Consider the following 14,053-nt stretch of genomic DNA (forward strand, 5'->3'; position numbering starts at 1 on the left):
TCCGGATTGCGTTCCCTGTTCTGAGCCATTCCATTCGCCGCGGGGGCCTTCGGGTGTCCGCGACCGGAGCGTTTTTCGATGAAGCCGTTGCCTGATTACAATCATAGTGTCGTTGAACAGCTCAACGCATTGACGGCAGCGGGTACCTTGCAGGCCGATGCCGCCCAGCTGGGCGTGGCGGCACATCTCGATCGTATCCTCGCCGATCTGAAGGCGCGCAAGCCCGCCAAGAAAAAGAGCGCGCTCGGCTGGATGTTCGCGCGCAAGTCCGGCCCGGCCACCTCGGTAAAAGGCTTGTATGTCTATGGCAGTGTCGGCCGCGGCAAGACCATGCTGATGGACATGTTTTACGAGATGGCGCCCGTCGCGTCGAAACGGCGCTGCCATTTTCATGAATTCATGGCGGATGTGCATAATCGTGTGCATGCGCATCGGCAGAAGCTGAAAAACGGCGAGACCAAACAGGCCGATCCGATCCCGCCCGTTGCGGCGGAGCTTCTGGCGGAAGCGGAACTTTTATGTTTCGACGAATTCACGGTCACGGATATTGCCGATGCGATGATCCTCGCCCGGTTGTTCAGCGAGTTGTTCGCCAATGGCTGCACATTGGTGACGACCTCCAACGTCGTGCCGGACAATCTCTACAAGGACGGGCTCAATCGCGGCCTCTTCCTGCCCTTCGTCGATCTGCTCAAGAAGTATGTGGAGGTGGTGACGCTGGACAGCCCCACCGATTACCGGATGGAAAAGCTGGAGAGCCTGCCGGTCTATGTGACGCCGCTGGACGGTGCGGCGGATCAGGCGATGGACATGGCCTTTCGGCACATGACCGGCGGCCATCTCGTTGCGCCGACGGAAATCCCGATGAAGGGTCGCTCCATCCTGGTGCCGCGCGCCAGCGGCCGCGTGGCGCGCTTCTCATTTTCCGACCTTTGCGAAAAGCCGCTCGGGGCTTCCGACTTCCTTGCCATCGCCAATCGTTTCGACACGGTCTTCATCGACCATATCCCGTTCTTGAACGCGGACAGGCGCAACGAGACCAAGCGTTTCATCATCCTTATCGATGCCCTTTACGACCACAGCGTCCGGCTTTTTGCCTCCGCTGCCGCCATGCCGGAAGACCTGCTCGGCAAACGCAAGGGAACGGAGGGTTTCGAGTTCGATCGTACGGCCTCGCGCCTGTTCGAAATGCGCAGCGCGGATTATCTGGCGCTGCATCACGAAAAACGGCAGAAAGTTTGACACTTTCGTGACGCATTTTCTTACGTTTACGTAAGAAAATAATGATCTAAACGATTGAAAATATTCATTACGAAAGAATCTGTTGCCAATTTTGGCCAATGGGGCTAATCGGAGTGCGACAATTTGGCTGCCGGTTTGGCGCGGTGAAATTGAGTTGAAGCTCGAGAGGAAGCATTCGATGGCTCGCAAAAAAATTGCACTTATTGGTTCTGGCATGATCGGCGGCACGCTGGCGCATCTCGCCAGCCTGAAGGAACTGGGCGATATCGTCCTCTTCGATATTGCCGACGGCATTCCGCAGGGCAAGGGTCTGGATATTGCCCAGTCCGGCCCGGTTGAAGGTTTCAACGCCAAGCTCTCCGGCGCTTCCGACTACGCCGCCATCGAAGGTGCCGACGTCTGCATCGTCACCGCCGGTGTTGCCCGCAAGCCGGGCATGAGCCGCGACGATCTTCTCGGCATCAACCTCAAGGTCATGGAACAGGTCGGCGCCGGCATCAAGAAATATGCCCCGAACGCTTTCGTCATCTGCATCACCAACCCGCTCGACGCCATGGTCTGGGCGCTGCAGAAGTTCTCCGGCCTGCCGAAGAACAAGGTCGTCGGCATGGCCGGCGTTCTCGACAGCGCGCGTTTCCGCCTGTTCCTGGCTGAAGAATTCAACGTTTCGGTTCAGGATGTCACTGCCTTCGTTCTCGGCGGTCACGGCGATACGATGGTGCCGCTCGCACGTTATTCCACCGTTGGCGGCATTCCGCTGACCGACCTCGTCAAGATGGGCTGGCTGACCGCCGAGCGCCTTGAGCAGATCATCCAGCGCACCCGTGATGGCGGCGCGGAAATCGTCGGCTTGCTCAAGACCGGCTCGGCCTATTATGCGCCGGCCGCGTCGGCAATCGAAATGGCTGAATCCTACCTCAAGGACAAGAAGCGCGTTCTGCCGGCCGCTGCCCACCTCTCGGGTCAGTATGGCGTCGACGATATGTATGTCGGCGTGCCCACCATCATCGGTGCCGGCGGTATCGAGCGCATCATCGAGATCGAGCTCAACAAGGAAGAAGAAGCCGCCTTCCAGAAATCCGTCGGCGCCGTCGCTGGTCTTTGCGAAGCCTGCGTCAACATCGCTCCGTCGCTGAAATAATAGCCTAAGCGGCTCCAAACAGGGATTATTCCATGAATATTCACGAATATCAGGCCAAGGCTCTTCTGAAGGGCTACGGCGCGCCGGTTGCGGAAGGCGTCGCCATTCTCAAGGTCGAAGAAGCCGAAGCTGCCGCAAAGCAGCTTCCCGGCCCGCTCTACGTCGTCAAGAGCCAGATCCACGCTGGCGGCCGCGGCAAGGGCAAGTTCAAGGAACTCGGCCCGGACGCCAAGGGTGGCGTTCGTCTGGCGAAGTCGATCGACGAGGTCGTCTCCCATGCCAAGGACATGCTCGGCAACACGCTGGTCACCGCACAGACGGGCGACGCCGGCAAGCAGGTCAACCGTCTCTACATCGAAGACGGCGCGGACATTGCCCGCGAACTCTATTGCTCGCTGCTGGTTGACCGCTCCGTCGGCCAGGTCGCATTCGTGGTTTCCACCGAAGGCGGCATGGACATCGAGGCGGTCGCCCACGACACGCCGGAAAAGATCCACACTATCGCCATCAACCCGGAAAAGGGCGTGAGCGACGCCGACGTTGCCGCAATCTCCAAGGCTCTCGAGCTTGACGGCGTTGCAGCGGAAGACGCCAAGTCTCTGTTCCCGATCCTCTACAAGGCCTTCAACGAGAAGGACATGGCGCTCCTCGAAGTCAACCCGCTGATCGTCATGGAAAATGGCCATCTGCGCGTTCTCGACGCCAAGATGTCCTTCGACGGCAATGCGCTGTTCCGCCATGACGACGTCAAGGCTCTGCGCGACGAGACCGAAGAAGACGCCAAGGAAATCGAAGCCTCCAAGTGGGACCTCGCTTACGTCGCCCTCGACGGCAACATCGGCTGCATGGTCAACGGTGCAGGTCTGGCCATGGCGACGATGGACATCATCAAGCTGTACGGCAAGGAGCCGGCAAACTTCTGCGACGTCGGCGGCGGCGCCGGCAAGGAGAAGGTTGCGGCAGCCTTCAAGATCATCACGGCTGACCCGAAGGTCGAGGGCATCCTCGTCAACATCTTCGGCGGCATCATGAAGTGCGACGTCATCGCCGAAGGCGTGATCGCAGCCGTCAAGGAAGTCGGTCTGAAGGTTCCGCTCGTCGTGCGCCTTGAAGGCACGAATGTCGAGCTTGGCAAGAAGATCCTCAACGAGTCCGGCCTTGCGATCACCGCGGCTGACGATCTCGACGATGCGGCGAAGAAGATCGTCGCAGCGGTGAACGGCTAATTTGAAGGACCGGATATAATGTCGATTCTCGTCAATAAAGACACCAAGGTCCTCGTACAGGGCCTGACCGGCAAGACCGGCACCTTCCACACCGAACAGGCGCTTGCCTATTACGGCACGCAGATGGTGGGCGGTATCCACCCGAAGAAGGGCGGCGAAACCTGGACCGGTTCCAAGGGCGAAACCCTGCCGATCTTCGCAAGCGTTGCCGAAGCCAAGGAAAAGACCGGCGCCGATGCGTCCGTGATCTATGTCCCGCCGGCAGGTGCAGCCGATGCCATCATCGAAGCCATCGATGCGGAAATTCCCTTCATCACCTGCATCACCGAAGGTATCCCGGTCATGGACATGGTGCGTGTCAAGGCTCGCCTCGACCGTTCCAAGTCGCGCCTGCTCGGCCCGAACTGCCCGGGCATCCTGACGCCGGAAGAATGCAAGATCGGTATCATGCCGGGCTCCATCTTCCGCAAGGGTTCGGTCGGCATCGTTTCGCGCTCCGGCACGCTCACCTATGAAGCTGTGTTCCAGACCTCGAACGAAGGCCTCGGCCAGACGACCGCTGTCGGCATCGGCGGCGACCCGGTCAAGGGCACCGAATTCATCGACGTCTTGGAAATGTTCCTCGCCGACGACGCCACGCAGTCGATCATCATGATCGGCGAAATCGGCGGCTCGGCTGAAGAAGATGCGGCGCAGTTCCTGATCGACGAAGCCAAGAAGGGCCGCAAGAAGCCGATGGCCGGTTTCATCGCGGGCCGTACGGCTCCGAAGGGCCGCACCATGGGTCACGCCGGCGCCGTCGTTTCCGGCGGCAAGGGCGACGCAGAATCCAAGATCGCAGCCATGGAAGCTGCCGGCATCAAGGTTTCGCCTTCCCCGGCACGCCTCGGCAAGACGCTGGTTGAAGTCCTCAAGGGCTGAGACCACATGACACCGGTAACGGGCGGCGCGGCTTTATTGCCGCGCTGCCCGATGCCGCAAGAAGACAGACAGACGGCATACCGCCCCGGCGGCAGACAGCAATAATCAAAGCGGCAGGCCGGCGAACGGCCCTAACGGCATCGAGGAGGCGGACGGATAAGTCCGCAAGAACACAATGGCAAGGCAAGAAGCGAACGAGCAGTTTCAGATCACGTCGTTTCTGGACGGCGCGAATGCAGCCTATATCGAGCAGCTCTATGCCCGGTACGAAGAGGACCCCTCTTCCGTGTCGCCGGAGTGGCAGAGCTTCTTCAAGGCGTTGTCCGATAATCCGGAAGACGTGAAGAAGGCGGCCAAGGGCGCCTCTTGGAAGCGTGCCAACTGGCCTATCCCGGCGAATGGCGAACTGGTTTCCGCGCTGGATGGAAACTGGGCCACGGTCGAAAAGGCCATTGAGAAGAAGGTTCAGGCGAAGGCCGAAGCCAAGAGCGCCGATACGGGCAAGCCGGTCAGCGAAGCGGAAGTGCTGCAGGCGACCCGTGACAGCGTTCGCGCCATCATGATGATCCGCGCCTACCGTATGCGCGGCCACCTGCACGCCAAGCTCGATCCGCTCGGCATCGCGGTTGCGGTCGAGGATTACAACGAGCTGTCGCCGAAGTCCTACGGCTTCGAGGAAAGCGACTACGACCGCAAGATTTTCATCGATAACGTGCTCGGCCTCGAATATGCGACCGTGCGCGAGATGATCGATATTCTGGAGCGCACCTACTGCTCCACCATCGGCGTCGAATTCATGCACATGTCCAGCCCGGAAGAAAAAGGCTGGATCCAGGAGCGCATCGAAGGTCCGGACAAGGGCGTCGCCTTCACGGCGGAAGGCAAGAAGGCCATTCTGTCGAAGCTGGTCGAAGCCGAAGGTTACGAGCAGTTCCTCGACGTGCGCTTCAAGGGCACCAAGCGTTTCGGCCTCGATGGCGGTGAATCGCTGATCCCGGCGCTGGAGCAGATCATCAAGCGCGGCGGCCAGGAGGGCCTGGAAGAAGTCGTTCTCGGCATGGCTCACCGCGGCCGCCTGAACGTTCTGACCAACGTCATGGGCAAGCCGCACCGCGCCGTGTTCCACGAATTCAAGGGCGGTTCGTTCAAGCCGGACGACGTCGAAGGTTCGGGTGACGTGAAGTACCACCTCGGTGCGTCTTCCGACCGCGAATTCGACGGCAACAAGGTGCACCTGTCGCTGACGGCCAACCCGTCGCACCTTGAAATCGTCAATCCGGTCGTCATGGGCAAGGCGCGCGCCAAGCAGGACCAGCTTGCCAAGGCGTGGGACGGCGACGTCATTCCGCTGTCCGAACGCGCCAAGGTGCTGCCGCTCTTGCTGCACGGCGATGCCGCTTTTGCGGGTCAGGGCGTTGTTGCCGAAATTCTCGGCCTTTCCGGCCTGCGCGGTCACCGCGTTGCCGGCACCATGCACTTCATCATCAACAACCAGATCGGCTTCACGACGAACCCGGCCTTCTCGCGCTCGTCGCCTTATCCGTCCGACGTCGCCAAGATGATCGAGGCGCCGATCTTCCACGTCAATGGTGACGATCCCGAAGCGGTGACCTATGCGGCGAAGGTTGCGACCGAATACCGCATGAAGTTCCACAAGCCCGTTGTCGTCGACATGTTCTGCTATCGCCGCTTTGGCCATAACGAAGGCGACGAGCCGGCGTTCACGCAGCCGAAGATGTACAAGGTCATCCGTGGCCACAAGACCGTGGCGCGCATCTATGCCGATCGTCTGATCGCCGAAGGCCTGATCAGCGAAGGCGAATTCGAGAAGATGAAGGCCGACTGGCGCGCCCATCTGGAGCAGGAATTCGAAGCGGGCCAGTCCTACAAGCCGAACAAGGCCGACTGGCTGGATGGTCAGTGGTCGGGTCTGCGCGCCGCCGACAATGCCGACGAGCAGCGCCGCGGCAAGACCGGCGTGCCGATGAAGCAGCTGAAGGAAATCGGCAAGAAGCTGTCGACCATTCCGGAAGGCTTCACCGCCCATCGCACCATCCAGCGTTTCATGGAGAACCGCTCGCAGATGATCGAGACGGGTGAAGGTATCGACTGGGCGATGGCGGAAGCCCTGGCTTTCGGTTCGCTCGTTGCCGACGGCCACAAGATTCGTCTGTCTGGCCAGGATTGCGAACGCGGCACCTTCTCGCAGCGTCATTCGGTCCTCTACGATCAGGAGACCGAAGAGCGTTATATTCCGCTGGCCAACCTGTCGCCGACGCAGGCCCGTTACGAAGTCATCAACTCGATGCTTTCGGAAGAAGCCGTTCTCGGTTTCGAATACGGCTATTCGCTGGCCCGCCCGAATGCGCTGACCCTCTGGGAAGCCCAGTTCGGCGACTTCGCCAACGGCGCGCAGGTGGTGTTCGACCAGTTCATCTCGTCCGGTGAACGCAAGTGGCTGCGCATGTCCGGCCTCGTCTGCCTTCTGCCGCACGGTTATGAAGGTCAGGGTCCGGAACACTCTTCCGCCCGTCTGGAGCGCTGGCTGCAGATGTGCGCCGAAGACAACATGCAGGTTGCTAACTGCACGACGCCGGCCAACTACTTCCACATCCTGCGCCGCCAGATGAAGCGTGACTTCCGCAAGCCGCTGATCCTGATGACGCCGAAGTCGCTGCTGCGTCACAAGCGCGCCACCTCGTCGCTGGCCGAGCTTGCAGGCGAGTCCTCCTTCCACCGTCTCCTGTGGGACGATGCTGAGGTCATCAAGGACGGTCCGATCAAGCTGCAGAAGGATTCGAAGATCCGCCGCGTCGTCATGTGCACGGGCAAGGTCTATTACGATCTTCTCGAGGAGCGCGAAAAGCGCGGTATCGACGACATCTACCTGCTGCGTGTCGAGCAGCTCTATCCGTTCCCGGCCAAGGCGCTCATCAACGAGCTTTCCCGTTTCCGCAATGCGGAGATGGTCTGGTGCCAGGAAGAGCCGAAGAACATGGGTGCGTGGTCGTTCATCGATCCTTACCTTGAATGGGTCCTGGCGCATATCGACGCCAAGTACCAGAAGGTCCGTTATACGGGCCGTCCGGCTGCCGCCTCTCCGGCGACCGGCCTGATGTCCAAGCATCTGGCGCAGCTTGCTGCGTTCCTGGAAGACGCGCTGGGAGAGTGAGAACTCTCCCGCATCGCCCCTGTAAAAAAGACACCTGAATAACGGAACTAGATCATGGCCACTGAAATCCGCGTACCAACCCTCGGCGAATCCGTCAGCGAAGCGACCGTCGGAACCTGGTTCAAGAAGGTCGGCGATACCGTCAAGGCCGACGAACCGCTCGTTGAACTGGAAACCGACAAGGTTACCGTCGAAGTCCCGGCGCCTGCGTCCGGCGTTCTCACCGAAATCGTGGCGCAGAACGGCGAGACCGTCGGGCTCGACGCGCTTCTCGGCCAGATCGCCGAAGGTGCTGCCGGCGCTGCGACCTCCGCTCCGGCTGCCGAGTCGGCAAAGCCTGCTGCGGCGGCTGCATCGGCGCCTGCCGCCGTTGCCGCACCGGCAACCGGCTCCATGCCGCCGGCACCCGCCGCCGGCAAGCTGCTGGCTGAAAACAACCTGTCTGCCGATCAGGTCGACGGTTCGGGCAAGCGCGGCCAGGTTCTGAAGGGCGATGTTCTCGCTGCTGTCGCCAAGGGCGTTTCGGCTCCCGCCGCCGCTCCGGCTCCGGCCGCTGCACCCCGTCCGGTTTCCGCCGAGCAGGACCAGGTTCGCGAAGAGCGCGTGAAGATGACCCGCCTGCGCCAGACGATCGCCCGTCGCCTGAAGGATGCGCAGAACACCGCCGCCATGCTCACCACCTATAACGAGGTGGACATGAGCGCGGTCATGGACCTGCGTAACCGCTACAAGGACGTGTTCGAGAAGAAGCACGGCGTCAAGCTCGGCTTCATGGGCTTCTTCACCAAGGCCGTGACCCACGCGCTGAAGGAACTGCCCGCCGTCAACGCTGAAATCGACGGCACGGACATCATCTACAAGAACTATTGTCACGTCGGCATGGCTGTCGGCACCGACAAGGGTCTCGTCGTTCCGGTGATCCGCGATGCCGACCAGCTCTCCATCGCCGGCGTCGAAAAGGAACTCGGCCGCCTCGCCAAGGCGGCGCGTGACGGTTCGCTCGGCATGGCCGACATGCAGGGCGGCACCTTCACCATCACCAATGGCGGTGTCTACGGTTCGCTGATGTCTTCGCCGATCCTCAATGCGCCGCAGTCGGGCATTCTCGGCATGCACAAGATCCAGGAGCGCCCGGTCGCCATCGGCGGTCAGGTCGTCATCCGTCCGATGATGTATCTTGCGCTCTCCTACGATCACCGTATCGTTGACGGCAAGGAAGCCGTGACCTTCCTCGTCCGCGTCAAGGAGAGCCTCGAAGATCCCGAACGTCTGGTTCTCGATCTCTAATCGCTCTTGCTTTTCCTTGCGGCGGGGTTTCAAGTGAAGCCCCGCTGAAAGACCACCTGGAGAGCAGATGTGCAGCCGACATTTCTTGCCGCGTCCCCTTTTCTGTCGCTCATCGGTCTAAGCGTTCTTCTGCTCGTGTTTCACGTCATGCTGCAGGGCATGACGGCGACCAGGGAATTCGGGCTGGAATGGAATGCCGGCCCAAGGGATGGCAGCCAGCAGCCGCAGGGCATGCTTTCCGGCCGCGCCTCCCGCGCGTCGGCGAATTTCCGGGAAACATATCCGGCTTTTCTGGCACTCGCTTTCGGTGTCATCATGGCGGGTGATCCTGCCGGTCTGGCGCTCACCGGCGCCTGGATCTGGCTGATCTGCCGGGTGATCTATATTCCGCTTTATCTGGTGGGCGTCCCTTACATCCGTTCTTTCGTGTGGCTGGGGTCCATGCTTGGGCTGGCGCTCATGTTTGTCGTGCTGATGTTCTGAAGGCTGCTTTGCGATGCATCAATATCTCATCGAACTTGCATCCCTGATGGCGATCTTCGCCTTTGCGATCGTCTCTCCCGGCGCCGATCTTGCGATGGTCATGCGCCAGGCCATGGTGCATGGGCGCAGGCAGGCCATCATCACAAGCTTCGGCGTGGGAACGTCGCTGATGTTCCATGTCACCTATACGATCCTCGGACTTGGCCTCATCATTTCCCAGTCGATCTATCTCTTCAACATCGTCAAATGGCTCGGCGTCGCCTATCTGATCTATATCGGCATCAAGGCGCTGCGCGCCGGCAAGACCGAATTGCCGGTGGCGGAAGGTGACACGGGCGCGCGGGCGAAAAGCGGCCAGACGGCGCTCAAGGCCTTTACCCTTGGCTTCGCCGCCAATGCGCTCAATCCCAAACCGGTATTTTTCTTCCTGTCGATCTTCTCGACGGTGGTTCACGCGCATACGCCGGTGGGTATCAAATTCGGATATGGTCTCGTCATGGCGAGCTGCCTTATCCTGTGGTTCGTCGGCGTTAGCCTGTTCATGACGACGCCGCGCATGCGCGCTGTGTTTCAGCGCGCCAGCCAATGGATCGACCGCACCAGCGGCGTGGTCTTCATCGCGCTCGGTATAAAACTCGCAACGGAAAAAGCGGCCTGAGTTTCAGGTCAAATGGAAGCTGGGCAATGATCCGATATCTTGCCCCTATAAAGCAGGAACCAGAACATGGCATATGATGTAGTTGTAATCGGCACCGGTCCCGGCGGTTATGTTTGCGCGGTCAAGGCGGCACAGCTCGGCCTCAAGGTCGCGGTCATCGAAAAGCGCGCAACCTATGGCGGCACCTGCCTCAATGTCGGCTGCATTCCCTCCAAGGCGCTGCTGCATGCGTCCGAAACCTTTGCCCACGTCGCCCATGGCGTCGATTCGCTCGGTATCGAAGTCGCCGCGCCGAAGCTGAACCTTGAAAAGATGATGGGCCACAAGGACGGCGTGGTGAAGGCCAATGTCGACGGCGTGGCATTCCTGTTCAAGAAGAACAAGATCGATGCTTTCCAGGGCACCGGCAAGGTGGTTTCCGCCGGCAAGGTCTCCGTCACCAACGACAAGGGCGAGAGCCAAGAAATCGAAGCGAAGAACATCGTCATCGCCACCGGTTCCGACGTTGCCGGCATTCCGGGCGTTCAGGTCGATATCGATGAAAACGTCATCGTGTCTTCCACCGGTGCCATCGCCCTTTCCAAGGTTCCGGAAAAGCTGATCGTCGTCGGTGGCGGCGTCATCGGCCTCGAACTTGGTTCGGTCTGGTCGCGCCTCGGCGCCAAGGTCACCGTCGTCGAATATCTCGACAACATTCTCGGCGGCATGGACGGTGAGGTTTCCAAGCAGGCGCAGCGTCTGCTCGCCAAGCAGGGTCTCGATTTCAAACTCGGCGCCAGGGTGACGGCTGTTGAAAAGACCGCTGCCGGCGCAAAGGTGGTGTTCGAGCCGGTCAAGGGCGGCGCTGCCGAAACGTTGGAAGCAAACGTCGTGCTGATCTCCACCGGCCGCAAGCCTTATACCGAAGGTCTCGGCCTTGCGGAAGCCGGCGTCGTGCTGGACAGCCGTGGCCGCGTTGAGATTGACGGCCACTACAAGACCAATATCGACGGCATCTATGCGATCGGCGACGTGGTGAAAGGCCCGATGCTGGCGCACAAGGCGGAAGACGAGGGCGTTGCGCTTGCGGAAATCCTCGCCGGCCAGCGTGGCCATGTGAATTACGACGTCATTCCGGCGGTTGTTTATACGCAGCCGGAAGTGGCGTCCGTCGGCAAGACCGAAGAGGAACTGAAGGCCGCTGGCATCGCCTACAAGGTCGGCAAGTTCCCCTTCACCGCCAATGGCCGCGCGCGTGCCATGCAGGTAACGGATGGTTTCGTGAAAATCCTGGCGGACAAGGAAACCGATCGGGTTCTCGGCGGCCATATCGTCGGCTTCGGTGCCGGCGAAATGATCCACGAGATCACCGTGCTGATGGAATTCGGCGGCTCTTCGGAAGATCTCGGCCGCACCTGCCATGCACACCCCACCATGTCGGAAGCCGTGAAGGAAGCGGCGCTGGCGACATTCTTCAAGCCGATCCACATGTGATCGAGGTTGGACGGCGGAGCGAAAACGAAAGCGTTCTGCCGGTCTGACTGCCGTTTGCGTGCCGGTTCCCGAAAACCGCCTTGGGGTTTGGAGCCGATGTGCAAATATTAAATTTCAGCCATCTGTCAAACCCCGGCTTGCCATGCAGGCCGGGGTTTAACATACTGACGCCATGGCCTGTCTAACCTTTTGATAAAAGGCAATAAAATGGCGTCTTCCACTCAAGTTTCCTTTTCGGTTCCGCAGCGCGTCATTCACTGGGCGATGGCGCTTCTGATTTTTTTCAATCTGCTGTTTCCCGATGCCATGGCCCATGCCTACCGGCTGATGCGGCGGGGTGAAACATTGACGCCGGATCAAATTTCCTCGGCCAATATTCACGCCTATGTCGGCTTTGCCATCCTGCTGCTGGCGGTTCTGCGCCTCTGTCTGCGCTTCTTCCAGGGTGTGCCGCCGCATCCCGCCGAAGAGCCGCGACCGTTCCAGATCGCGGCCAAGGTGGCGCATTTCACCTTCTATGCACTGTTTTTCGTCCTGCCCCTGTCCGGTATCGCCGCCTATTATTTTGGTGCCCAGGCTGCCGGGCAGCTGCATTCCGGCCCGTTCAAGGCGCTGATGTGGGTGCTGATCGTCGGCCATGTCGCCGCCGTTATGGTTCACCAGTTCTACTGGCGCACCAATGTCCTGAAGCGCATGACACACGGCTAGGGGCGGCCTCGCCAGACGGTATATGGCTTCACGCTTATGCGGGACATGCGGGGAGCGGCGGTTTGTCGCGTTTCCGGCCGATCGGGAAAAGAGGATGGTGAGCCTTGCCGCATCGGGCGGCTGGGGTTCAGGCATGTGCGATGGCGACGACATATTACCGGGCGCAGACTGGCGGGATCGCTTTCAGGGAGAGATGATCACGCGAGAATCGTCCTCGCTTGAGGTGAGCAGGCTTCTTTTCGATCATCCTCCGGCATGGATCAGTCGCCTGATGGCGGTTAGAAACCGTGTCGTCTCGGTTTTTGGTCTAAGAACGGTGGAAATGGCGGCGGGTGCCGCGGCGGGCGGGTTTCCTGTTCTGTCATCCACGCCGGATCGGACGGTGCTCGGCTTCGATGACCGCCATCTCGATTTCCGGATCGTCGTCGATCTTAAAGACAAGGACAGCCGCCAGCTGGTGAGTGTCACCACCATCGTCAGGCGCAGGAATTTGTTCGGACGTCTGTATCTTTTTGCCGTCGGACCGTTTCACCGCCGCATCGTGCCGGCGACGATGCGGCCGTTCTGCGCCAATGTCCGGCTTGTGAGTATCGGGACAGAGTGACTCAGTCGACTCGCGTGACGGTAAAGTCTGCCGCGCGCAGCAGTTCGACCAGGCCCTCCTCACCGGGCAGATGCAATGCGCCGACGGCCATGAAGACATTGCCCCTGGCAAGCTCGGGGGTAGCCCGTTCCGCCATGACGTGATTGCGGTCGGTGATGATGCGTTGCTCGAAGGCGGCGTAGCCCTGTTCGCTTTCCGTTGCTGCCTTCCCGGGGTCCAGGCTTTTGAGCATGGGCATGGTCATGCCGATATCGCCGGCGACGTAGAGATCGGTCATGGTCGTCATCACGTCATCCATGCGGTCGCCGAGTTCCAGCGTTTCGATCAGCGCCTGAAGATGGAACTCCATCGGCAGTTCGGACATGGCCGTCAGCTGCTCGACCATGGTTTCCAGCCCGACGAGACGTTTTCCGTCCGCAATCGCATCCTCGGCCAGCTTCTTGTCGAGAAAGGAAAGGCCGGTGGCCTTGCGGGCGAATTCGCAGGCGGGAAGGGCAACGAAGCTCGAGAGCATCCACGGTTTCATGCGCGAGACGGCATTCAGCGGAATGCCGCGCTCTTTGAGGCCCTTTTCCAGTCGCGCGACATTATCGGCCGACAGAATGTCGGTGATCGACCTGCCATCCAGAAACATGGTGAGTTCCGGTTTGCTCAGCAGCGATGCCGCAACCTTCTTGTCATCGACGATTTCGTCCGATTCCACGATCACCGTTGCGGCTTTTTCAAAGGCGGGGCCAGCGGCGGCAGGCATTTCCAGCACGCGCGGATCGGTGACATGCATGGTGCCGAGAAGATAGGACGGGTCCGTTCCGGCCTTTTCGATGCGCCAGAAGTTGCCCTTGCCGTTCGGGATCGCGGCGGCTTCCTGCTCGATCCTGGCAAAGGCCTGCGGATCGGTCTTGCGCATGTCCACGAGAATGTCGCTGCCCGTGCAGGTGATCTGTTGTTCTGCTGCTTCCGCTTCACTGAGCGACAGCAAAGTCATGAGCAGGATGGCAACGGCCGTGACATGCAGGGCCGCGAGCAGCCAGAGCAAGGCGTCGCCGGTCTTTCCCATCAGGGTGGCGGTGAGGTTGTGTGGCTTTATCAGGCTGTGCATCGGTCCAATCCGGTTCTGCTTCGCTTATAGAACGGCGGC

The 14,053-nt window shown here is 60.4% G+C and carries 12 protein-coding genes; 11 read left to right on the top strand and 1 reads right to left on the bottom strand.

The genetic code is table 11. From position 1 onward, the window contains the following. Window positions 1–78: 78 nt before the first annotated feature. The 11 genes from zapE (at window position 79) to ACI2KA_RS12245 (ending at window position 12,915) form a co-directional block, all read left to right on the top strand. Window positions 79–1,242 carry a cell division protein ZapE gene (zapE, locus tag ACI2KA_RS12195; protein ID WP_404502312.1) on the top strand — a complete coding sequence of 388 codons (1,164 nt, stop codon included), beginning with the start codon at window positions 79–81 and terminating at the stop codon, window positions 1,240–1,242. A 178-nt stretch (window positions 1,243–1,420) separates the two neighbouring features. Then, window positions 1,421–2,383 carry a malate dehydrogenase gene (gene mdh, locus ACI2KA_RS12200; RefSeq protein ID WP_065114269.1) on the top strand — a complete coding sequence of 321 codons (963 nt, stop codon included), beginning with the start codon at window positions 1,421–1,423 and terminating at the stop codon, window positions 2,381–2,383. A 32-nt stretch (window positions 2,384–2,415) separates the two neighbouring features. After that, a complete protein-coding gene (gene sucC / locus ACI2KA_RS12205; protein ID WP_404502314.1) occupies window positions 2,416–3,609 on the top strand; it encodes an ADP-forming succinate--CoA ligase subunit beta in 1,194 nt (397 codons plus the stop codon). 18 nt (window positions 3,610–3,627) lie between these two features. After that, entirely contained in the window at window positions 3,628–4,530 is a 903-nt protein-coding gene (gene sucD / locus ACI2KA_RS12210) for a succinate--CoA ligase subunit alpha (protein WP_295978402.1), read from the top strand. Between the two features lie 175 nt (window positions 4,531–4,705). Then, window positions 4,706–7,702, top strand: a complete 2,997-nt coding sequence (locus tag ACI2KA_RS12215; RefSeq protein ID WP_404502317.1) for a 2-oxoglutarate dehydrogenase E1 component — start codon at window positions 4,706–4,708, stop codon at window positions 7,700–7,702. Between the two features lie 54 nt (window positions 7,703–7,756). Beyond that, a complete protein-coding gene (odhB, locus tag ACI2KA_RS12220) occupies window positions 7,757–8,989 on the top strand; it encodes a 2-oxoglutarate dehydrogenase complex dihydrolipoyllysine-residue succinyltransferase (RefSeq protein WP_404502319.1) in 1,233 nt (410 codons plus the stop codon). A gap of 69 nt (window positions 8,990–9,058) precedes the next feature. Then, a complete protein-coding gene (locus ACI2KA_RS12225; protein WP_404502321.1) occupies window positions 9,059–9,472 on the top strand; it encodes an MAPEG family protein in 414 nt (137 codons plus the stop codon). Window positions 9,473–9,485: 13 nt separating this feature from the next. Beyond that, a complete protein-coding gene (locus tag ACI2KA_RS12230; protein ID WP_404502323.1) occupies window positions 9,486–10,130 on the top strand; it encodes a LysE family translocator in 645 nt (214 codons plus the stop codon). A 66-nt stretch (window positions 10,131–10,196) separates the two neighbouring features. Next, a complete protein-coding gene (gene lpdA, locus ACI2KA_RS12235; protein WP_404502325.1) occupies window positions 10,197–11,603 on the top strand; it encodes a dihydrolipoyl dehydrogenase in 1,407 nt (468 codons plus the stop codon). Between the two features lie 207 nt (window positions 11,604–11,810). Continuing rightward, the gene (locus tag ACI2KA_RS12240; RefSeq protein WP_404502327.1) at window positions 11,811–12,311 is read left to right on the top strand and encodes a cytochrome b; all 501 of its coding nucleotides are present in this window, start codon (window positions 11,811–11,813) and stop codon (window positions 12,309–12,311) included. A 133-nt stretch (window positions 12,312–12,444) separates the two neighbouring features. Further along, window positions 12,445–12,915 (top strand): DUF2867 domain-containing protein, encoded by a 471-nt coding sequence (locus ACI2KA_RS12245; protein ID WP_404502497.1) that lies wholly within the window; start codon window positions 12,445–12,447, stop codon window positions 12,913–12,915. Window position 12,916: 1 nt separating this feature from the next. Here the strand turns inward: ACI2KA_RS12245 and ACI2KA_RS12250 are convergent, their stop codons facing one another. Beyond that, on the bottom strand, window positions 12,917–14,014 hold the full coding sequence (locus ACI2KA_RS12250; RefSeq protein ID WP_404502329.1) for a TraB/GumN family protein: 1,098 nt from the start codon (window positions 14,012–14,014) through the stop codon (window positions 12,917–12,919). Between the last annotated feature and the right edge of the window lie 39 nt (window positions 14,015–14,053).

Origin of the sequence: Agrobacterium sp. NPDC089420 (assembly GCF_044900305.1) — a bacterium.
In the GTDB taxonomy this organism is placed as follows: Bacteria; Pseudomonadota; Alphaproteobacteria; order Rhizobiales; family Rhizobiaceae; genus Agrobacterium.